Here is a 23866-nt window from a genome sequence, read left to right as displayed (position 1 = left end):
GGCCCACGCGTAAACTGATCCCGATCCTTTAATCTCGCCGGCATTGAATTTTTTCCATTAGAACTCTATCAATCGATATTTATAATAATTATTGGGTCTAAAAAATCTTCTATTTCATTAACATTATACAAAACCTCTCCTTCCCTTTTTTTGTGAAATCTAAAAGTGCATATATCGCCAAACTCGTCACTCTTTTCATATCCAAAAATTGCGACAATGGGAAACGGTAATTTTCCATCACACAAAATTGAAAACTTCTCAACAAAACAGATCGATGAAGAAAAAAAGTTATCTACCATGAAGTCTTCAAGATGGATGCCATTAATTGCACATTCATACCCACTTAAATTTGAAAAATTTCTTTCAATAAATTCAATATCAGGAATATTTTTACAATTAAATGAGTTCTTAAAAAATACACACCCGTCAATCTCACTAAAACCATCATCCAAAATCTTCGCCAATCCAACAGGAAACTCATCTGGACATAAATATTTGGTTTCCACAAGATGGCCCATCGATCGATTACATTTTACGGTTATCATTTTTTTACTCCCAAGTATTTGGTTAATCCCTTATCTATCGCCTTTGAAAATCTTTCATCTTTAAGCAGATTCTGCACAGACTTAGGAGCAAGTTCTGCTGTTTGGACGTTAAAAAATACTTTGGTATTTGGATCGTAATAATACTTTTTATTATTTTCATCTTGGTAATGAATTTGACCAGGACGGCTTCCTGGAGCAGCATTCTCCACATCGATCCTTTCTTTTCCTTTACCTTGCCAAATAGTTGTTGAGTGTGTTTTTTGTCCATCCTCACCCAACATTTTTCCTTGGTAATATCTAGCATCAATTTTTCCATCAACAGATTTTGTTTTTGATTTTCCAATTGATTGGACCATCAAGACTGCTAACATACTAGCAGCTTCGGGAGAGAGAGAGTATTTTTCCTGCAACTCTATCGTTGAACTCTCTACAGCTTTGTTTTTCCAATTGATAGATGAATAAAATTCCGGCGCAACCGATGTCAAAGATGCCTGATTTGTATGCGCGGATATGTATTTGAGGGTATTAAGACAAGAATAATCGCCTGGAGGGCAAAAGTTATACTTATCCTTAACCTCAGTAGAAAACAAACCCATCACACCATTCTGCTGGAGTGGATAAACAAAATCAGCGGTCAGCTCACGGCAAGACTCTGTAGTTATACATTGCTTCAATAAAACATCTTGAGCATCAGATAAATTTCTCATATCTGCTAATACGGAATCTTTGCATTGGACTGTTTTGCATTTTCCATAAGCATCTCGAAATTCATCCAGTTGCGCATGCTTCAGATAATTATTCGCCACCTCATTCGTGGCGCTAGCTGCTCCCGTCGCCCCACCAGCGGCGGCGCCCACCGCAGCGCCCGCAGCCAGCGTCAACGCATCACGCAGCGTTTCAGGCATATCAAGTTGCTTCAGGTGCTGGGCGATGGCATCCGTCGACAACGCCGCCGCGCCTGCGCCCAAAGCACCATTGGTTCCGCCGGCAAGCCCGCCAATTGCCGTGTGCAAGGCAACCCGCGCGAGTCCATCCTCTTTCCAATTCTCTGTTAACTCAACACTTTGACGCGTTAACTCTGCGCTTCTTTCAGGATCGGTTTCTCGAAGCTTATATGCTTCATCTGCCAATGCAGTCGCTTCTTTCAGCTTATCGGAAGCATAGGTCCCCAGCTTCTCTGCAGCAGCTGCCGCAAACGCCGCCGTCACATCCATCGTCGCCTGCAGCGCTGCCTTGTCAAAATTATTGCCAATCTTACCGCTGGAATCCACTCCAGTCGTTACATCGCGGTTCAGATCGGAGATAGCTTCATCCGCTCCCTTGCCCGTCGCTGCACGCTGAGCCGCATCATCGGTGATGACCAGAGTGCCGCCACTGATGCCGCTACGCGTAGTACTACTAGCGTTCTCGCTGAGCGCGACAATGGCAGGCAGGCCTGCGGTGGTGCCGCCTTTACCGCCAACATTGGTCAAATTCTTATTCTCTTCGGTCTCCTTGCCCGCTACCGAAAAACCGCCCGAAACACCCACACTGCTACCCTTCGATATCGCATGATTGGCAATGTCGCTGTGCGTCAGGGTTGAAGTAATCAGACTGCTGTCAAGCTTGCCCGCCTCCGTGGCACTGATGACGGCTCCCTTCAAGTCCGTATTGCCGCCCACCTTGATCTGGAAGCCGCCGTTGCCTGCCCTGATGCCGCTTTGCTCCTGTACGCTGGCATAGTCGTTGTGCATGTTGCTCTGGCTATAGCTGCCGCTGAAGCTGGCACCAATGCCCACCGTACCGCTGGCGGAAATGCTCTGGCTCTTGCTGTCGAACTTGGCCAGGTCTTGCAAGCTTTCCAGGTTCAGATTGCCCTTGATGTCGGCAATCACCTGGTTGGCGCTGGCCACGGCGCCCTTGATGTTGGTGTCGCCACCGCTTGTGATGATCAGCTTGTCGCCTGCATTCACATGGGTGTTGAGCTGCGTCGTGCCATCGCCGTCCTCATGCCCCTTGCTGCCGCTGACGCTGGCCGTGAAGCCGAACGAGGTGCCCTGTGTGCTGACGATCGCCTTCACGCCGACGGAGGCGCTCAGGCTCGAGCTCTTGCTGTGCTGGCTTTCCGTATCCTGCGCCGCCAGCAGATTGACATTGTTGTCGGCATGCAGGCGGATATCATTCTTCGCGTTCAGGTCGCTGCCCAGGATATTGATGTTGCTATCCTTGCCGCCACCCAGGGCCGTGATGTTGATATTGTTGCCTGTCAATACGCTGCCGCTATGCGTGGTGCTGGCCGTATTTTGCGTCTGGATGCTTTCCGAATGGCCCGCTGTCAGGCTGATGCTGATGCTTGGACCGCCTTCCTTCATCATGTCCTTGGCAGCGTCCTTGGCGGCCATGGCCGCCGTGGCCGCCGCCATGGCCGTAACGCGGCCATCCTTGGCCGTGCTGGCCGCTGAACTCATGGTTTGCAAGGTCTGGATGGCGCTGATCACGCTGCCGCCCAAAGCCAGGGTCAAGCCATCCTGCGTCGTCTTGACTTCAAATTTCCCCTTCTCATTGTCCTGGCCCGGCTTGATGGTGACGCTCTTGCCGATGATATCGAGATCGGTAGCGGCAAGAATATCGCTGCCGCCTATCCTCACGTTATTGCCGGCGACCATCGTCAACGCACCGCCCGTGGCGCCGATCGAACTGCGCGCCTCGCCGCTTTGCAAGGTGGCATCCCGCTCCTGATCCACCGTCGTGGTCTTGGTGCCATAGCTGAAGCCAATGCCGCCGCTACTCATGAAACCGCTTTTCTTGGTGCTGGAATGGTGCAGCTCGTACACGGTATTGGTGGCCGCATCGATCGTGATGTTGTTACCTGCGAGTAATCGCGTCGCATCGTCGCTCAAGATACTCGAACCCGTAACTTGCAGATCATGCCCAGCCTGCACCGTCACGCTGCTGCCGCCAAGCGAAGTGCCGATCGCCGTGGTGGTATCGACCACATCATGTTTGGTGGTGGTAGTCTTGTTCCAGAAACCCTTCTTCGTCGATTTGCTGGCAACATCGGTCACTTCGTTCTGGAAACCATTCACCAGGCTGATGTCATTGCCCGCCACCAGGCCCAAGGTGCCGCCCGCCTGCACGTCCGCCGCGCGCGCCGTCAGATCATGGCCCGCCTGCAAATTGACGTTGCCGGCGCCCATGATCTGGCTGCCCACTTCGCCTGTCTTGCTTTCTTTGCGGTAATTGTCCGCGTTGCGCACTTGGTCGTGCGTCGAGGCGACGGTGACGGTATTGAGAGTCAGGTTATTACCTGCGACCAAGCTGGTCTGGCCATTTGCGCCCGCATTGGCGATGACGCCTCCGGTCAGCGTCATATCACGGCCCGCCTGGGCGACCAGCGTATTGCCTTCACCCGTGCCGGTCACATACAGGCCTGCCACCTTGTCGACGACGGTGCTGGTTTCGCTATTGCCCATCCCTTTCTTGCTGGCATTGCTGACAGTGGTCGTGACGATGTTGATGTCTCGTCCGGCGCTTGCGATGAGCTTGTCTGTCGCGATCACCTGGCCGCCAGTATTATTAATATCATTGCCGGCCAGCATGACGATCTGCTTGCCGCCCAGCTCGCTGCCTTGGCTAGTGCCTTTGGTCGAGCTGTTGCCATACCAGCTTTGACGCGTTTCTGTATCCCGTGCCGTAGAAATGTCGATATTGCGTTCCGCAGACAGCTGCAGCGTTTCCGCTGCCTGGACATTTGCCGCTTTCAGCTGGATATTGTCACCGGCACTCAGGCGAATATCGCCGGCAGATGCAATCGTGCTGGCGGTTTCTTTGCTGGACGTATCGGTCATATGCCGCTTCCCAGGACCTGCCAACGTGAACTCACTACCGCTGTTCACTGTCGTGACGGCAATATCACGGCCGGCTGCGATGCCAATGCCGCCACCGGCATCCGTATTCACGACGGATGCACCCGCGATAGTCACGTCGCGCCCCGCAGATACCAGCAAATTACCGCTGCCGGCCGTGCCATTGCCAGTGACATACAGGCCCGCCAGATTATCCAGGGTAGTACGACTGTAGCTGTTTTTACCATCATTGCTACTGGACGTCAGCGTGGAGGTCTTCACGTTGATATCCCTTCCCGCACTGACTTGCAGCTCGCTATTGGCAGAAATGGTGCCGCTGATGTTGTTCAGGTCATTCCTGGCATGGGCCGAAATGGCATCGCCAGTAATGCGCCCGCCCAGGTTGTCGATATTTTCGGCATTCAGCTTGACGATCGTGCGTCCGGCGATCGTACCGCTATTGGTCAAATCGCCTTCGAGATTCAGATTGACTTCCTTGCCGGCCAACAATCCGCCCTGGCCATCGATATCGCCCTCACGCACGCGCACATACACTTGCGGCGCCAGCACTTTTTGCGTACTGCCGTCGGCCAGCACGACGTCCTGCTCCACCAGCCAGACGATATCGCTGGTCAGCCCCGCCATTTGCTCCGCTGTCAGCGCGATACCGGGACGAAGGTCCCATTGCTTGGCAAACGCGACACCTTGATCCATCAGTGCCTTGTACTGCTGTTCGTCACTGGTGTAATCGCCGACGAAACGCTGCCCTGTCAGCTCTGCGACTTGCTCGCGCACCAGGCGCTGCTCATAAAAACCGTCGCCCAGGCGCTTTTGCGTCACGGAGGGATCGTTTTTTACCTGCTTGAGCAGATAGTCGGAACCCGTCCATTCGCGGTAGCTGGCAAAGCGCGGATCGGTTTCCACCAGATAGCGGGACGATGGCGCAGAGCTCACTTTATACAAACTGGCGTTCGGAATCTGCAACGATGACCCCGTGGTCCGCACCACTTGCGCACGCGTGGATGGGTTGCCCAGTTTCACTTGGGTAATGCCATTCATGCGTACCTGCCCCACGCCACCGACGGCGCCTGCGTGTGCCGCGCTGCCTGTCGAGGCTGCGATAGCCACGTCTTTCAGCGGGTTCAATCCGGTTCCGGTGCTTGCTTGCGCGCCGTTGACACCGGCCAGCGCAGTCGGCGCCAGCGTTGCAATTTCGCCGGCCCGGCCAAGCATGCCGGCATCGGCAATACCGCCCGGCCCGCCCTTGCCCTGCACTTGATCTGCCGCAATGCCAGCCCCGGCGACGGGACCAAGGCCTGTATGCGAGCTGGCGTGGCTGCCGGTAATGCCACTCAACTGGGCAGCATTCACCGCCCCAAGCTCTCCAGCTTGGCCAAGGACGCCACCATGGGCCGCGCCGCCCGGCCCCTTGCCGCCCGACACGGCCGTGACCGCCCCCACAGACGAGCGAGACAGCAAGGCCGCATCAACGCCTGCGCCATGCTGGCCAGCGCCGCTGGCCGCATCAACGTGAGCGCCGGACACTGTGTCAACGGCAACAGTACGGGCCGCATCGCCCGTACGCGTGCTGCCCGTCGCACCGTGAGCGCCCGACACCGTGGCTGCGCCCTGTGCGGCAACGCTACCTGCCGCGCCTGTCGACACGTGGTTCAGTGATGTCCCTGCATCTGCAGCGATGCCTGTCGCGCCATCAAGCTTGCTGCCTGGCGTGACGCCAACAGCCGCATCGGTGACGGGATTGCCAGCACGGTCAGTCTTTTGGACAACACTGCCGCCATCGACACGATTAGTTTCTTGACCGCTGACATCGGCTTTCCGGATTTCTGTTGCCTCCGTAGAAAAAGCCGAAGTGCGCACATGCGTTTCCGCACCGCCTATGCGTTCCGCCGCACCACCAACGCCGTTTTTGACGGCACTGCCTGGTTTTGTGCCCTGGCCGCCGGTATTGGCATTTCCTTCATTGCGTGATGTGCTGGCAGAACTGGAGGGCTCAGTTACAGTCCGGTCTATGGGTGTATCAATTTTCGCCGTCACTGTTCTATGCTCAAATCCAATAACCGGTTTGAAAACTGTCATTTTTCCTTTCTCATGTACAGTTTTCTGCCCCTTCGTCGTCTTATTATTGAGAATCGCCCTATCCATATCCAAAGTACCACCTGCAATGATATGACTATTGTCATTCACAATGGCACTTGAGCTAATTTTCAAATTATTGCTTGCAATAATTCTCCCTGGATCAGAACTAACGACAACACTCTCATAGCTTGTGCGAGTCAGTTCACGCTTTGTGAAAACGGAATAGCCCCTGCCATCAGGTGCATTCATAAATAAGCTAGTATCCTTGGGGTCGTCTGGAAGAGCAAAAATATCCAAACCTAACGTGCCCTCTGTATACCAGATATCACTTCCTTTTCCTTGATACTCAGATATCGTCTCCGTCGTCATCCGCCCTTCCTCAAAAACCAGATGGTTATTGAGTACATTCACCTGACTCGCACCCAGGTTCAAGCTCCCCAGCGCCTCGATCGTCGCGCTGGCATTCGTCACCGTTCCCGCCCAGCCCGTGGCGATGCGGTTGCCGTCCAGGTAGCCACCGATGGCCATGTCACCGCCACTGAAGATCAGGCCGTGCTCGCGGTTGTTGAGTGTGGTGACGCCGATATCGAGCCGCTCGCGCGCCGCGATGGTGGCCGCCACGCCGCCTTCCACGTTATTGTTGACGGTGCCGCCTGCTATGCTCAGATGGTCGCCATAGATGCGGCCCGTGCCGACGTTGTTCAGCGTGCCCACGTTCAGTTGCGTGCTGATGCCGTCGATCACGCCCCGGTTGTTCAGCACGCCGCCGACGTTGACGCGCGTCGTGCCCGCATTGATGTCGCCCGTGCTGGCATTGTCGAAATTGGCCGCGCCCAGGGTCAGCATGCTGAGCGCCTGGATTTTCCCGGCATTGGCCAACTGCCCGCCGATGGTGATATCCGCATTGCCGTTGGCCATGATCTCGGCGCCTGCGTTCAGCGTAAAGTTGCCGGCCAGGTCCAGCGCCATATCCTTCTGCGACAGCACCTTGCCATCGCCGCTCAGGCTGCCCGCGCGGATATCGGTGCGCTGGCCGCCGATAATGGTGCCGCCCGAGTTGGTCACGGCCAGTCCCCGGCCAGGGCCCGTGTCCTGCAGCGCCAGCGTGCTGCCGGCGCTGAGCATGCCCAGGGTGTTGTTGATAATGCCTGCACTGTTGATCGCCAGGTTGCCATCGGCGCGCACCGCGCCCTGCACATTGCTGACATTGGCACTGTTCAGGGTCACATGGATGCCTTCGATGCCCTGGTTCGCGCCCAGGGTGCTGGCATTGTCGATCGCGCCGCCCGTCAGCGTGACGGCTGCGCCGGAGCGGATCAAGCCTTGCTGGTTATTAATACTGCCGCCACCCGCGTTCAGGCCGATATTGCCCAGCACCTGGATTTGCCCGCCCTGGTTTTGCAAGCCGCTCAGGGTCAGGTCCAGCGCCGACTTGCCGACGAGCTGGCCGCCACGGTTATCCAGCTGGCCCACGCTGCCCATGATGTTGCCGGCCACGCCCAGATAGCCGCCCGCATTGTTCCAGCTGCCCGTTTGCAGAGTCAATCCTGCGCCGCTGCTGATGCCGCCCGCGCTGCCCGGATGGCGCACGGCGTACGCGCCCGCATTGGTGTTGAGTAAAGCGTTGCCGTGCGTGTCGATGGTCATGGCGCCGCCCGATTGCAGCAAGCCGCCATCGTTGTCCAGGATGCCCGTCTGCAAGTTGACGGTGCCTGCGCCCACCAGGGTGCCCTGCGTATTGTTGAAGACCTGGCCATGCGTGTCGAGCGTGACGTTCGCGCCGGCAATGGTGCCTTGCCCGTTCCACAGGCCGCCATTGCGCAGGATGATATCGCCGCCCGCTTGCAGAGTGCCGCCATTGTTGACGGTGGCGCCCGTGGACGTGACCGCCAACAGGCCTTGTACCGAGGCCAGCTTACCCCCGGCGCTGTTGTCGACGCTAGCCGCGTTCACGGTCATATTGCCCGTGGCGGCCAGCAAGCCGCCCGCATTGTTCAATGCCTGCACCACATTTGCATTCAGCTGCCCGCCCGCCGTGGCGCTGCCGCCCTGGTTTAGCAGATTTCCGGCACCCAGCACGACATTGCCGCCGCCGGCGATGGCGCCGCCATGGCGGTTGTCGAGCACATTGCTTGCAGTCACCGTCAGGTTGGACGTGCCGGCCGCCTGCAGCTTGCCGCCCTGATTGTTGAGGGTCGGTGCAACAATCGTCGTGTTGCCGTTGCTGGCAATCGTGCCGCCGCGATTGTCCAGGCTGGTCGTCAATTGAATGCTGGTGTCGCCCTTGCCCAGCTGCGTCAGGTTGCCGCCCGCATTGTCCAGGGTCGTGCCCGTCACGCTCACTTGTTGCGCGATGGTACTGGCGTTGCGGTGGTCAATGGCGCCGGCCGTGACGACCAGGGCGCCATTGCCCGTGATCTGTCCGCGCAGGTCGTTCAACTGCGCGGCTTGCAGGCTCAAGGTACCGCTGCCCGCGTGTTCGATCTTGCCATCCGTATTCGTCAGCGTACCCGCTTTCAGGCCCAGGTTCGCGCTGTTGACGGCGATGCGCCCGCCCGTGTTGTCCAGCACGCCTGCTGGCGATGTCAAGTCGATGGCCGTATTGCCGGCACCCGTCTGTACGATGCTGCCTTGCTGGTTGTTCAGGTTGCCGGCTGTGACGGCAAGTTGGCCGGCGCTGATGTCGCCGCGCTGGTTGTTCCAGCTTGCCTGTCCAGATGTAATCGTCAAGGCGCCCGGCGTAGTGACCACGGCACCGCTGGTGCTGACATCACCGCTTGTCGCCGTCAGGCTGATATTGCCAGCGCTGCTGCGGCTGCCGCCGAGGTCGACACTGCCGCCGCTCAGGACGGCATTGCCTGCCGCCAACACTTGCCCATGCGCTCCCAATGCCTGTTGCGCCGTGACCTGCAAGTTGCCGCTCGTCTGCAGGCTGCCATCGGCTTTCACACCCGCGCCGATCAGGCTGGCCGCGCCGCTGTTGACGCTGTTGGCACTGATCGTGTTGTTGCCCTGGGCCAGGATCACGCCGGCATTCTCCAGCGCCCCGCCCACCTTCAGTACTTGTTCTGCGCCGGCAAACAGGCTGCCGCTGTTGCGCACGCTGCCCGCCGTCGTCGTCAGATTGCCGCTGGCAATGATACTGCCCTGTGCGTTGAGTAGCTCGTCCATCGTCAATTGCGCATTGCCGCCCGCCGCCTGCAACTGGCCCAGTGTATTGTCCACCTTGCCGCCAGCCAACGTCAGGTCGCGCCCGGCAATGATCACGCCGCTAGTATTGTCCAGCTTGCCCGTCGCTGCCACATTGACATCTTGCGCAGACGCAATACGGCCATGATCGTTGAGCAACTCGCCCGTTTCCACGCGTACATTGCCGTTCGCTTCGATCTTGCCGCCGCTATTGTCCAGGCGCGTGCTGGCCAGCACTGTTGCCGCGCTCGTGCCCAGCTGCGTGATCTGTCCCTGGCGATTGTCGAGGATGCCGGCGGAGACGTTCACCTGCTGCGCCAGCAGGCTGGCATTGCGGTGATCGATGTAATTGGCCGCCACCTGCAGCGCGCCATTGCCCGTCAGCTGGCCCCGCTGACCGTACAGATTCGTTGCACGGATCTCCAGCACGCCCTTGCCTGCATGCTCGATCTTGCCGTCGATATTCGTCAAGTCACCCGCCTGCAGGCGCAGGTTGGCGCTGTTGACGGCGATGCGCCCGCCCGTATTGTCCAGCTTGCCTGTTTCGATGACCGTGTCGCCAGCGCCCGTCTGTATCAAGGTGCCTTTGGCGTTGTCCAGGTTGGCAACGTGCAGGGCCAATTGTCCAGCGCTCAAGCTGCCGCCCTGGTTCACCAGTGCCTGCCCGTTGGCGGCATTCGCCGTGATGCTCAATAGACCATTCGTCGACACGACCGCCTTGCTGCTCGTCACATTGCCCGTCAAGGCCGTCAAGCCGATATTCGCCGCGCTGGTCTGGCTGCCGCCCACGTCGACCGACGCGCCCGTCAGCTGCAGCTGGCCGGCCGCCATGTTCTGGCCGCCAGCCTGCAAAGCGCCACGGGCCGTCACCGTCAGGTCACCGGCCGAGGCAAAGCTGCCATCGGCGCGCATGCCTGCCGCCAGCAATCCATTACCGCTCAGACTGCCCGCCGTGATCGTCGTATTGCCCAGCGCGGCGAGGCTACCTGTATTGCTGAGCAAGCCGCCGATATCCAGGGCCTGGTTGCGTCCCGCATACAGCACGCCCGCATTGAGCACATCGCCGCTGACCTTGGCCGTGATATCCGTGCCCGCGCTGAGCGTGCCTTGCGTATTGCGCACGCTGGCCGCGTCCAGGCGCAAGGCGCCAGTGCCCGCCTGCAGCAAGCCGCGCGTATTGTCGATGGCACCACCCAAGTGCAGATCGGTTGCCGCCGCGATCACGCCATCGGTATTGACGAGCGCGCCAGTGCTGGCGATGTCGGCGGACGTGGCCGAGGTGATCTTGCCCTTGCTGTTGTCCAGGCTGCCGGTCTGCACCGACAAGGTGCCGTTGCCGGCAATTTCGCCACTTGCGTTGTCCAGTTGGCCGGTGACGGCAACCGTCATGCCGCCCGCGCCCGTCTGCAGCAGATGGCCGCCCCGGTTGCTCAGGCTCTCGGCCTGCACGTTCAGGGACCGTCCCGTGGTGGTGGCGTTGGCGTGGTCGAACAAGCCTGCCTTCAGATCGACGGCGCCATTGCCGATGATACTGCCGCCTGCGCCCCGCAAGGTGGCCGCCGTGATGGCCAAGATGCCGCTGCCCGCATGCTCGATCTTGCCGCCCGCATTCGTCAAGCTGGCCGTGCCCAGGGTCAGATTTGCGCTATTGACGGCGATGCGACCGGCGCTGTTGTCCAGTTTGCCCGTCTGGATGACGGTATCGCCCGAGCCCGTCTGGATGACGCTGCCCTTGGTGTTGTCCAGGTTGCCCACATGCAGGTCAAACTGGCCGGCGCTGAGTTGCCCTTCCATATTGCGCAAGGTGTCTTGCGCATGGATCGTCAAGGCGCCGGCCGTGCCGACCGCGGCTTTATTGGTCGTCACATCGCCCTGTATTGCCGTCAGGCCGATGTTGGCGGCACTGGTCTGGCTGCCACCGATATCGATGCTGGCACCTGTCAGATTGGCCTTGCCCGCCGCCAAGTTCTGGCCATGCGCGGCCAGCGTTTGTGTTGTGCTGATCGTCAGGTCGCCAGCCGTGCCCAACTTGCCATCGGCCTGCATACCGGCGCCGATCAGGCTGCTTGCACCGCTGTCGATAGTCTTTGCAGTGATGCTGTTGTTGCCTTGCGCCGCGATCACGCCCGTGTTGACGATGGCGCCGCTGGCGGTCAAGGTCTGGTTGCCGGCGGCGTACAGGCTGCCGCTGTTGTTCAAGGTGTCGAGCGTAGCGTTCAGGTTGCCGCCGGCAAACACGCTGCCCGCGTTGTTGTTCAGCTTGCCAACCTTCAAGGTCGCATCGCCCGCCACGGCTTGCAACTGACCCTTGGTATTGTCGATATCGCCACCGTTCAATGCCAGGTTGCGCCCTGCTGCCACGGTACCTTCCGTGTTGTCCAGGCTACCGATGTTCAACTTGGCATCCTGTGCCGCCACGAGATGGCCCGTGTTGTTCAACAACGTACCTGCTTTCACCAGCGCATCGCCATTGCCTTCGATCTTGCCGCCCGTGTTGTCCAGCAAACCAGTCGCATTGACATTCATCAAACCTGTACCCGTTTGCGCCAGGCTACCGGCACGGTTGTCCAGGCTGCCCGCGTTCACCGTCAGCTGATTGGCCACGGTGGTGGCATTGCGGTGGTCCAAGGTCGCAGCGATGAGGTCCACTTTACCGTTGCCCGTGATCTTGCCGAACTGATTGTTGAACTGGCCTGCGTTGATGGCCAGGATGCCCGCGCCCGCGTGCTCCAGCTTGCCATTAATGTTCGTCAATATCGTGGCGTTCAAAGCCAGGTTCGCGCTGTTGACAGCGATACGGCCGGCCGTGTTGTCCAGCTTGGCCGTGGTGATAACGGTATCGCCCGTGCCCGTCTGCACGATCTCCCCGCTGGCGTTGTTCAGGTTGGCCACGTTCAGTTGCAACTGGCCGGCCACCAGCTGGCCCTGGTTGTTCACCAATGACTGGGCATTGTTCGCGTTGCCCGTGATGGCCAGCACGTTGCTGGCGGAAATCACCGCCTTGTTCGTCACGACATCGCCAGTATTTGCCGTGATGGCGATATTCGCTGCGCCAGTCTGGCTACCCGACAAATCGATCGATCCACCTTTCAACTGAGCGCTGCCCGCCGCCAGGTTCTGCCCGCTCGCTTGCAACACGCCATCGGCATGGATGGTCAATTCGCCTGCCGTGCCCAGGCTGCCGTCCGCCTTGATGCCGGCACCCAGCAAGCCGCTGCTGGTTACTTTGCCAGCGGTAATCGTCATGTTATTCACAGAGGCAATCGACCCGCTGTTGTTCAGCACGCCGCCCACCGTCCATTGCTGGTTGCGGCCCGCGTACAGCAGGCCAGCGTTGTTCAGGTCACCGCTCACTTTCGCCGTCAGGTCCATGCCAGCGCTGACCGTCCCCTGCTGGTTCAGCAAGGCCGCCACCTCAAGATGTAAATTGTCCGCCTGCAAGACGCCGCGCGTGTTGTCCAGTGCAGTGCCGCCAACCTGCAGATTGGTGGTGGCGGCGATCACGCCATCCGTATTGTTCAGCACACCTTTGCTGATGACAGAAGCTGCTGCCGCCGACGTGATGCGGCCCTTGTTGTTGTCCAGCACACCCGCCTGCACATTCAGCGTCCCCGTGCCCGCATGCTCGATCTTGCCATCCTGGTTCGTGACCTTGGCGGCATCGATATTCAAGTTCGTGCTGTTGACGGCGATGCGGCCAGCCGTGTTGTCAAGATTGCCCGTCTGGATGACGGTATCGCCCGAGCCCGTCTGGATGACGCTGCCCTTGGTGTTGTCCAGGTTGCCCACGTGCAAGTCGAGCTGGCCCGCCTGCAATGTGCCTTCCGCGTTGTGCAGGTTGGCGCTCGTTGTGATGTTGAGCGCGCCTGGCGTCGTCACCACCGCCTTGTTCGTGCTGACATCGCCCTGGGTTGCCGTCAGGCCGATGTTGGCGGCGCTGGTCTGGCTGCCAGACAAGTCCACGCTGGCGCCTGTCACGTTCGCCTTGCCCGCCGCCAGATTCTGGCCGTGTGCAGCCAGCGTTTGCGCGGTGTTGATGGTCAAGTCACCAGCCGTGCCCAGCTTGCCATCGGCCTGCATACCGGCGCCGATCAGGCTGCTTGCGCCGCTGTCGATAGTCTTTGCAGTGATGCTGTTGTTGCCTTGTGCCGCGATCACGCCCGTGTTGACAATGGCGCCGCTGGCGGTCAAGGTCTGGTTGCCGGCGGCGTACAGGCTGCCGGTGTTGTTCAGGCTCGCCAGGGTGGCGTTCAGGTTGGCGCCGGCAAACACGCTGCCCGCGTTGTTGTTCAGCTTGCCAACGCTCAAGGTCGCATCGCCCGCCACGGCCTGCAACTGGCCCTTGGTATTGTCGATATCGCCACCGGTCAATGCCAGATTGCGCCCCGCCGCCACCGTGCCTTCCGTGTTATCCAGGCTACCGATGTTCAACTTGGCATCCTGTGCCGCCACGATGCGGCCCTTGTTGTTCAACAACGTACCTGCTTTCACCAGAGCATCGCCATTGCCTTCGATATTGCCGCCCGTGTTGTCCAGCAAACCAGTCGCATTGACATTCATCAAACCTGTACCCGTTTGCGCCAGGCTGCCGGCACGGTTGTCCAGGCTGCCCGCGTTCACCGTCAGCTGATTGGCCACGGTGGTGGCATTGCGGTGGTCCAAGGTCGCAGCGGTGAGGTCCACTTTGCCGTTGCCCGTAATCTTGCCGAACTGGTTGTTGAACTGGCCCGCGTTGATAGCCAGCACGCCCACTCCCGCGTGCTCCAGCTTGCCATTGATGTTCGTCAATACCGTGGCGTTCAAAGCCAGGTTAGCGCTGTTGACGGCGATACGACCCGCCGTGTTGTCCAGCTTGGCCGTGGTGATAACGGTATCGCCCGTGCCCGTCTGCACGATCTCCCCGCTGGCGTTGTTCAGGTTGGCCACGTTCAGCTGCAACTGTCCACCTACCAGCTGGCCCTGGGTATTCACCAGTGACTGGGCGTTATTTGCATTGGCCGTGATGGCCAGCACGCTACTGGCGGAAATCACCGCCTTGTTTGTCACTACATCGCCAGTATTTGCAGTGATGGCGATATTTGCTGCGCCAGTCTGGCTGCCCGACAAATCGGCCGATCCACCTTTCAACTGAGCGCTGCCCGCCGCCAGGTTCTGCCCGGTCGCCTGCAAGACGCCATCGGCATGGATGGTCAGATCGCCTGCCGTGCCCAGGCTACCGTCCGCCTTGATGCCAGCGCCCAGCAAGCCGCTGCTGGTCACTTTGCCAGCGGAAATATGGGTGTTGTTGACGGAGGCGATCGACCCCGTGTTATTCAGCACGCCGCCCACCGTCCATTGCTGGTTGCGGCCCGCGTACAGCAGGCCAGCGTTGTTCAGGTCACCGCTCACTTTCGCCGTCAAGTCCGTGCCGACGCTGAGCGTGCCTTGCTGGTTCAGCAAGGTAGCGGCATCCAGACGTAAATTGTCCGCTTGCAATATGCCTCGGGTGTTATCCAGTGCAATACCGCCCACCTGCAAGTCGGCAGTCGCTGCCATCACGCCATCGGTATTGTTCAGCGCGCCCTTGCTAACGATGTCGGCCGCCGCGGCGGATGTGATACGGCCCTTGCTGTTGTCCAGCACACCCGCCTGCACATTCAGCGTCCCCGTGCCCGCATGCTCGATCTTGCCATCCTGGTTCGTGACCTTGGCGGCATCGATATTCAAGTTCGTGCTGTTGACGGCGATGCGGCCAGCCGTGTTGTCCAGATTGCCGGTCTGGATGACGGTGTTACCCGTACCCGTTTGCAGCAACGTCCCCTTGGCGTTGTCCAGGTTTGCCACATGCAGGTCGAGCTGGGCCGCCTGTAAGGTACCGTCCGTGTTGTGCAACGCGGCGCTGGTCGTCACGTTCAACGTGCCCGGCGTCGTCACCACGGCCTTGTTCGTGCTGACCTCGCCCTGGGTTGCCGTCAGGCCGATATTGGCCGCGCTGGCCTGGCTGCCACTGATGTCGAGCGTGGCGCCTGCCAGATTGGCATTGCCAGCCGCCAGAATCTGGCCGTGTGCATTCAGCGCTTGCGCGGTGCTGATCGCCAGGTCGCCAGACGTGCCCAGCTTGCCATCGGCCTGGATACCCGCGCCGATCAGACTGCTTGCACTGCTGTCGAGGCGATTGGCCGTGATGCTGGTATCTCCCTGCGCCGCGATGACGCCCGTGTTGACGATGGCGCCTGTTGCGTTCAGGGATTGATTCCCGGCCGCATACAGGCTGCCTGTATTATTCAGGCTGGCCAGTGTCGCGTTCAGGTTAGCGCCGGCAAACATGTTGCCTGCCGCATTGTTCAAGTTCGCCACGTTCAAGGTAGCGTTACCGGCCACGGCCTGCAACTGGCCCTTGGTATTGTCGATGTCAGCACCGCTCAATGCCAGGTTGCGCCCTGCGGCCACGATCCCTTCCGTATTGTCCAGGCTACCCACATTCAATTCGGCATCCTGCGCCGCCACGAAGCGGCCCGTGCTGTTCAGCAAGGTTGCTGCCTTCACCAGCGCGTCGCCATTGCCCTCGATCTTGCCGCCCGTGTTGTCCAGCGAGCCGGCGGCATTGAGGCTCATCAAACCTGTACCCGTTTGCGCCAGGCTACCGGCACGGTTGTCCAGGCTGCCCGCGTTCACCGTCAGCTGATTGGCCACGGTGGTGGCATTGCGGTGGTCCAAGGTCGCAGCGATGAGGTCCACTTTACCGTTGCCCGTGATCTTGCCGAACTGATTGTTGAACTGGCCTGCGTTGATGGCCAGGATGCCCGCGCCCGCGTGCTCCAGCTTGCCATTGATGTTCGTCAATACCGTGGCGTTCAAAGCCAGGTTCGCGCTGTTGACGGCGATACGGCCGGCCGTGTTGTCCAACTTGCCGGTGGTGATGACGGTATCCCCACTCCCTGTCTGCACGATCTCGCCGCTGGCGTTGTTCACATTCGCCACGTTCAGCTGCAACTGACCGCCCACCAGCTGCCCTTGGCTATTCACCAGCGATTGCCCATTGTTCGCATTGGCGGTAATAGCCAGCAGATTGCTGGCGGAAATCACGGCCTTGTTCGTCAATACGTCGCCGCTGCGCGCGGTGATGGCGATGTTGCTTGCCCCCGTCTGGCTGCCCGACAAGTCCACATTGTCGCCCATCAGCACAGTACTACCCGCCGCCAGGTTCTGGCCGCTTGCTTGCAAAACACCATCCGCGTTGATGGTGAGATCGCCCGCCGTGCCCAGGCTACCGTCGGCTTTCAAGCCGGCGCCGAGCAAGCCGCTGCTGGTCACTTTATTAGCGGAAATATTGGTGTTGCCAACGGAGGCGATGGAACCGCTGTTGCTCAGCACACCGCCCACCGTCAGTTGCTGGTTGCGGCCTGCATACAGCAGGCCGGTGTTGCTCAAGTCTGCGCTGAGGCGCGCCGTCAGGTCCGAACCGGCGCTGACCGTGCCCTGCTGGTTCAGCAAGGTCGCCGCCTCCAGACGTAAATTGTCCGCCTGCAATACGCCACGCGTGTTGTCGAACCCAATACCCGTCAACTGCAGCGCCTGCGTGGCCGCGATCACGCCATCCGTATTGGTCAGCGCACCCTTGCTGGTGATATCTGCCGAGGCAGCGGACGTGATACGGCCCTTGCTGTTGTCCAGCACACTAGCTTGCACTTGCACGCCGCCATTGCCGGCGATGTTGCCACGCGTATTGTCCAGGGTCTGCGCCACGTCCACGCGCATCTGTCCTGGTCCCGTCTGCTGCAGGGTGCCGTCGCGGTTGTCCAGATTGTCGGCCTGCACCGTTACCTGCTGCCCGGACGTGACGGCATGACGGTGATCGATCGTTTCCGCCTGGATATCAACCAGGCCATTGCCCGTCACCTTGCCGCGCTCGTCATCGAAACGCACCGCGTCGATGCTCAGGCTGCCCGTGCCCGCGTGCTCGATGCTGCCGTCGCGATTAGTCACAGTTTCCGCAGTCAGCGCCAGCTTGGCGCTGTTGACGGCGATACGCCCGCCCGTGTTGTCCAGGGTGCTGCCTGTCAATACCGTGTCGCCAGCGCCCGTCTGGATCAGGGTGCCGCCGCGGTTGTCGAGCGATCCCGTTGTGATATCCAATTGCCCGGCGCTCAGGGTGCCGCGCACGTTCGACAGGGCCTGGCCGCTGCCGGCAGCCGTCACGGACAGCAGGCCCGTGGTCGTCACCAGTGCGCTATCGGTGACGACATTGCCGGCGCTGGCGTTCAAGGCGATGGCCGCGCCGCCCGTCTGGCTGCCGCTGATATCGATGGCGGTGGCGTGCATGCTGGTCTTGCCAGCCGCCAGGTTCTGGCCGTGGGCCGCGATCGCTTGCGTGGCCGTCAGTTGCAACTGGCCGCTGCCGGCCAGACTGCCGTCGGCGCGGATGCCGGCGCCCAGCAAGCTGCCGGCGGTGCTGTCGATGCGGTTGGCGTCGATGCGGTTATCACCTTGCGCGGCAATGACGCCGCTGTTGCTGACGGCGCCGCTCACCTGCAGCGCCTGGCTGCCGGCCGCATACAGGTTGCCGCTGTTGAGCACTTCGTTGGCCCGGGTGGCAAGGTTGCCACCGGCAAACACGCTGCCGGCCGTATTGTTCAGCTTTGCCACCGTCAAGGCCGCATCACCCGCCACTGCCTGGATCTGGCCGCGCGTATTATCGACGTCGCCGCTGTCGAGGCGCAATGTGCGACCCGCCGCCAGGGTTGCTTCCGTGTTGTCCAGCACACCAGTCGATAGCGCCACATCCGTGCCCGAGACGATACGGCCCTTCTGATTTTGTACATTCCCTGCCTGCACGCTCAAAGCGCCATTGCTTTCCAGCGCGCCACCGCGATTGTCCAACCCGCCGCGCACCTGCACACCGGTCGCGCCCTGGCCGCTCTGCGCCAGGCTGCCACCCCGGTTGTCCAGGGTAGCGGCGTCGATGCTGAGCTGCCCCGCCACCGTGCGCGCATCGCGGTGGTCAATGTGCTCGCCCGTGAGCGCCATGGCGCCATTGCTGAGGATGCTGCCGCGCTGCAAGTTGACTTGCGCTGCGCCGATCTCCAGCGCGCCCGTACCCGCATGCTGGATTTGCCCATCCTGGTTGCTCAAGCTGGCAGCATGCAGACGCAGGGCCTGGCTATTCGTGGCGATGACGCCGCGCGTATTGTCCAGTGCACCCGGCAAGCGGATGGCCAGATCACCGTTGCCCAGTTGCATGATCTGGCCGCCCACGTTCGACAAGTCGTGCGCGTTCACGCCCAATTGCTGGCCCACCAGTTGCGCCGCATCGCTGCGCACGGTGCGCGCCGCATCCAACTGCAGGCGGTCGCGGGCGGTGACCTGCGCGCGGCTGGCATCGAGGTCGCCAGCGCTGGCGCCCAGGCTGACATTCCCGCCCGAAACTTGCGCCCCAGCAAGGTCCAGCTGGCGCGCCGCCAGGCTGCTGTCGCCGCCAGCCACGGCCGTGCCATGCATGGCAATGGTGTCGCCAGCAGAAACGCTCAGCTTGCCGCTGGCAGCCAAGGTATTGTCCAGATTCAAGCCAGCCGCCAGCACCGAGCCGGCAGTGGCATCGATGCGCGCCGCCGCCCCCGTGGCATGCACCTTGGCATTGCCCTGGGCCGCGATCACGCCGCTGTTGGCAATATTGCCCTGCGCCTGCACCTGGCTGTCGCCGCCCGCATACACGGTGCCGCTGTTGGCCACGTCGCCCGTGACGGCGATGCTCGTCTGGCTGCCCGCGCCAGCGGACTGGATATTGCCGCTATTGCTCAGCCAGCCATTCGATTGCAGCACCAGATTACCCGCCGTGGCCGCCAAGACGCCCGCATTGCGCACACCCAGGCCCGCTTCCGTGCCGATCAGGGTGATCTTGCCCGCGTACATGCCGCCCAGCTGTGCCACGTCCAGCGCATACGCTGGGGCAGATCCTACACCAGCCGCAGCGCCCGTCACCCCATGCGCCGCATCGATCTGGTTCGCCCCCGTCACCACTTTCAATTCCTGCGTCCAGATGCCGCCGTTGATCTGTGCGGCGCGCGCCAGGATGGCTGTGTAGTCGCTCAGCGAGGTGTCCAGTCCACGCCCGTTGATGCTGACCACGCCGCGCTGCACCATGTAGCCGTCCAGGCTGCCGCCGTTGAGGATCGGCGTGCCCGTCGTCAGCGTGACCCGGCTGGCATTGATGAAACCGCCGCCGTCGATGGCCACGCCGGCCGGGTTGGCGATGACGACCTCGGCCCGCTGCCCGGCCACCTCGACATAACCGCGCAGCTGGCTCGGGTTGGCCGAGTTGACTTCGTTCAATATCACACGCGCGCTGCCGCCGGCCAGCCATGGATTGCCTTGCACCCAGCCGCCCGTCTGCGTCTGCACGTTGCCGCGGCTATTGTTCAGGATAGCGCCATTCGCCGTCACGTCGAACTGGCTGTAGGTATTGCGCGACACGCCCGCCGCGCTCGGCGTCTGGATATTGACCTGCGTCACGCCGTTGGCGCTTTGCACCACGGTCGGACGCTGGCGGCCCGGCGCGTTCGGATCGGCCACGATCTGTCCCATGGCCGGGCCGGCGACAAAACTCACCATGCCCAGCGCGCCAAATATCGCCAAGGCCAGGGGCCGCAATTTGGCATTGACCCCGCCACCGCCATCACCGCCAAAGACACCACTGTCCAGGCCTCCCTCCCCCTTGGCAGCCTTGCCTTGCGACGAAGCATTTTCGGCGACGACCATCAATTGGCCACGGCGTTTGTTGAAGATGATGCGGTACAGGTTCTTGTTCATGAAAGTCCTAATAGCGGCCAAATACAGGGAAAGGAAAACGTCTGGCGGATGGCTGCGTTTAGTGACTTAATTCTTTAAAACTACGTAACTACATTGCTAAATATCAGTAACTGGCGTTCAGGCTGAAACCTGCCGTATGGCTGGCCGTGCGGAAGAGTTCAGGCTTATGCACGGGCCAGCCGACAAAAGCGTCGTACTGCACGCCCAGCCATTGCCCCCGCAAGCCGACGAAGCCGCCCGTCAGGCGGCGCGCGATCAGCCATGCGGCGGATGGCCCCGATACCTCGCCATGATCGAGTCCCGCATACGCTTGCTGGCCGCTGCTGCCCAACGGCACGCCGACTTCGTTGCGCAGCAGCCAGCCCCGTTCGGCCGACAGGCTGCTTTCGCCGTCATAGCCGCGCACCGTGTAGCGCCCGCCGATGGCGAAGCGGTCTTGCGGCACCAGCGGCGTACGGTTGTGCTGCGTGCGCCAGCTGCCCGTGTAGTGCAGCGGCTGGCCAGCCAGCGTGAACGGCACCGACACGGCCGCGTCGGCCAGCAGCAAGCGCATGCGCGAGGTACCCTCGCCAAACGCTTCCTCGGGTGCGGCCAGCGCCTCCATCGCGCCCGTGCCGCGCCGGTATTGCAGGTTCACGTCCAGGGTCGCCTGGCCCAGGAATTCACGGTGGCCGATACCGATTTCCCAGCCGGCCATGCGGCGGCGCTGCACTTCCACTTCCGTGTCGTCGATGAAGTTTTGCGCGGAACGCTGCCAGCCCCGTAGCGACACCGTCGTCTTGCGCGAGGCGTCGCGGTAAACCAGGCGCGACAACTTGACTTCGCGATTCTGGCTGGCGCCGCTGTAGTTGTAGTCCTGGCTGATGCCGGCCACGGACTGGTGGTAATGGCTGTCGCTGACCGTGAAGGCCAGCAGCCAGTAGGCGTAGGGAATCGAATAATGCGCCACCATGCCGGCCGTGCCGCGCGGGCCGTCACGGTCACCGTCGACGTTCTGGTTCAGGCTCAGGTAAAACAGGTCGTTCAGGGTCAGCCAATGGTCATACGACAGGGTCACGCTGCCCTGCAGCTTGCCCGTCGAGCGCGAACCGCCATCGTCGAGGCCCAGCGCCAGGCGGAACGGCAAGCCCTGCTTCCACTGGATCTGCAGGTCGCTCTCGCCCGGCTTCGCATTGCCGCCCTCGGCCGGCATGATCTGGATATCGGCCTCGGCCGTCGGCACGCGCTTGAAGTTTTCCAGCGCCTGTTCCGTATCGCGCACATTGAGCAAGTCGCCAGGGCGCGCCGGCACGGCATTCCACCAGGTGGCGCGGGGATTCGTGCCGGGCGCAAAGCCGATCTGGCGGATGCGACCCGGTATCAAGGTCAAGGCCAGCGTACCCTTGCTCAAGTCCTGCGGTTCGGCCAGCACGCGCGTGGTGACGTAGCCGCGCGCGATGATGGCGTTCTGCAGCCGGCCCATCAGTACGTTGATGGCCTGCGTGCCCAGGCAGCGCCCAAGCGCAGAGTCCGGCGCACCCAGGTCGTCGCGCCCGGCGGCGGCCAGCGCCCACTGGAATTGCGCGGCGTCCTCGCCTCGCAACACAAGCTGGTCAATCGTAAAGCATGGCGATTCGCCCGCAGGCAGGCGGTTGGCGGACGCGGCCGCGGGCGTCTCGAGCAGGCGCACGTCGGGAGTGCGTTCCTGCTGCTGGCGCAGGAGGCGCTCACGTTCTTGCTGGCGGATAAGTTCTTGGCTGGCATCGTCGCGCTGGCTGGCGCCAGGCGGATTGGGAAGGGGCGGTGCAATTTCAGGACGGGTCTGCGCGGACACGGCGGTACACAAAGTACTGCTAAACAAAAATACACCGCACCATGGCGTCAAGCGCAGGTGCATATGTTGCCTTAGGTAATTATTTACGTAATGAAATTATAAATTAATTATTTCTATAGGGCAACTATATTTATTTCTTGAGAACTTTACCTCTTTGGTAACTACCTTTCAACTATCCAATTACCACTAGTAAGACAGGTGAGCAGGCGATGGTGCATCGACATGAGCCCATAAAAAAACCTGCCAAACAGGGCTTCAGCTAGCTCAGTCATTCCGATACACAAAGTTTCCCAAAAAAACTTACTCCAACTCGATGCTCAATGAGATAGCTAAAGTTCTGCATTTTTCAAACCAATAAACTGCTGCTACCCTCGCAAATACTCTCACCGGATATATCCATCCTGTCCGATTTGTCGCGGACTGGATGGCAGAGGCAAGCCCGTTCACTCATACGGGTCACCATACCTTGCGCTTTTCACTGCGCGAGTAAGACAGTCAGTCGAACCGTATACACATTTGAGAAACTGATGCGTACCCTATGGGCTGAGATCGGGTAAGAATACCCCCGGCCTCCCCATCGCCTTGATCGGCAAGCTGCGCACCCTGCGCATGCAGCGGGACGAGGCCAAGGTCGTGTAAGATTTACGAAGCTGACCACGCTCCACTTCCGCCAGTCAGGCCATCCACCTTGCGACCATCCTGATGGGCCCATCGGCATGGGCTATCAACCGGCGACGTATCGCTGGCAGCAAGGATTGCTTAGGCCACGCGCAGGAGTCGGGCGGCACTGTCAGCGTCATGTTAAAACTCGCCGGGATTCTCCCTGGCTTCAACCAAGGTAACAATGCAAGATGATCAGCACCCAACATCAGCCATCCCTGAACGTCAGATCAGGGCCACCTACGACGAATCGACCATCCGTGTCTATCAGGCCTATTCGGATGTGATCGCAGATGACGCATTAACGAACGGCACATTTACTTCGCCCCCATTCAAAATGGAACGCATGACGTGGATTAAACCGTCTTTCTTATGGATGATGTATCGCGCAGGCTGGGGATTCAAAGATGCTGGTCAGCAACGCATACTGGCGATCGATATCAGTCGAGCGGGATTTGAATGGGCACTGGAGCACGGCTGCCTGAGCCACGCGGATGCGTCCATGAGCAAGGACGAATGGTCGGCGAAAAAAGAGGCATCGCCCGTGCGCATCCAATGGGATCCAGAACGGGATCTGCTGTTGCGGCCGCAATCTCACAGAGCCATTCAGATCGGCCTCAGCAAAAAGGCGGTAGAACTTTACGTACATCAATGGATAACCAGGGTGGCGGATGTGACGCCGCTGGCCCATGCAATCCATGCGTTGCTCGCCCAAGAGAAATTTGAGGAAGCAAAGCACATGCTCCCGCAAGAAAAACCGTATTCGTCAGTATTTTATCCATCCTGAACCCTGACATCCAGAACTTGAGAGCGAGGTCAAGCAAGGTAGCTCATGCAACGCAGGCCACCTCTTAGCAAGCTCAACTGCGTCCAGCTCCCTCCCCTGCGCGGAGCGGGGTCAGATCCGGCATCCGTACACGATCTCAACATTGACCATGCCGACCGGAAGAAAT

General features: G+C 60.3%; 4 protein-coding genes. 1 reads left to right on the top strand and 3 read right to left on the bottom strand.

Annotation, left to right across the window (positions count from 1 at the left end):
* Window positions 1–68: 68 nt before the first annotated feature.
* The 3 genes from VPH40_RS00845 to VPH40_RS00835 all read right to left on the bottom strand — a co-directional run bounded on the left by VPH40_RS00845 (window position 69) and on the right by VPH40_RS00835 (window position 22316).
* Window positions 69–545, bottom strand: a complete 477-nt coding sequence (locus VPH40_RS00845; RefSeq protein WP_328572330.1) for a hypothetical protein — start codon at window positions 543–545, stop codon at window positions 69–71.
* Window positions 542–20440 carry a two-partner secretion domain-containing protein gene (locus VPH40_RS00840; protein ID WP_328572329.1) on the bottom strand — a complete coding sequence of 6633 codons (19899 nt, stop codon included), beginning with the start codon at window positions 20438–20440 and terminating at the stop codon, window positions 542–544. Before VPH40_RS00840 ends, VPH40_RS00845 begins: the two co-directional genes overlap by 4 nt.
* Window positions 20441–20543: 103 nt before the next feature.
* On the bottom strand, window positions 20544–22316 hold the full coding sequence (locus tag VPH40_RS00835; protein ID WP_328572328.1) for a ShlB/FhaC/HecB family hemolysin secretion/activation protein: 1773 nt from the start codon (window positions 22314–22316) through the stop codon (window positions 20544–20546).
* A 781-nt stretch (window positions 22317–23097) separates the two neighbouring features.
* Here VPH40_RS00835 and VPH40_RS00830 point away from each other — a divergent pair.
* A complete protein-coding gene (locus tag VPH40_RS00830) occupies window positions 23098–23700 on the top strand; it encodes a DUF4291 domain-containing protein (RefSeq protein WP_328572327.1) in 603 nt (200 codons plus the stop codon).
* The last annotated feature ends 166 nt before the right edge of the window (window positions 23701–23866 follow it).

Source organism: Janthinobacterium sp. P210005 (assembly GCF_036231865.1).
Taxonomy (GTDB): Bacteria; Pseudomonadota; Gammaproteobacteria; order Burkholderiales; family Burkholderiaceae_D; genus Janthinobacterium; species Janthinobacterium kumbetense.
This window is presented reverse-complemented; position numbering and strand designations above follow the sequence as displayed.

Excerpts from the sequence above, each read along its gene's own strand:
- VPH40_RS00845 (WP_328572330.1), bottom strand. The coding sequence starts at position 545 with ATGATAACCGTAAAATGTAATCGATCGATGGGCCATCTTGTGGAAACC.
- VPH40_RS00840 (WP_328572329.1), bottom strand. The coding sequence starts at position 20,440 with ATGAACAAGAACCTGTACCGCATCATCTTCAACAAACGCCGTGGCCAA.
- VPH40_RS00835 (WP_328572328.1), bottom strand. The coding sequence starts at position 22,316 with ATGCACCTGCGCTTGACGCCATGGTGCGGTGTATTTTTGTTTAGCAGT.
- VPH40_RS00830 (WP_328572327.1), top strand. The coding sequence starts at position 23,098 with ATGCAAGATGATCAGCACCCAACATCAGCCATCCCTGAACGTCAGATC.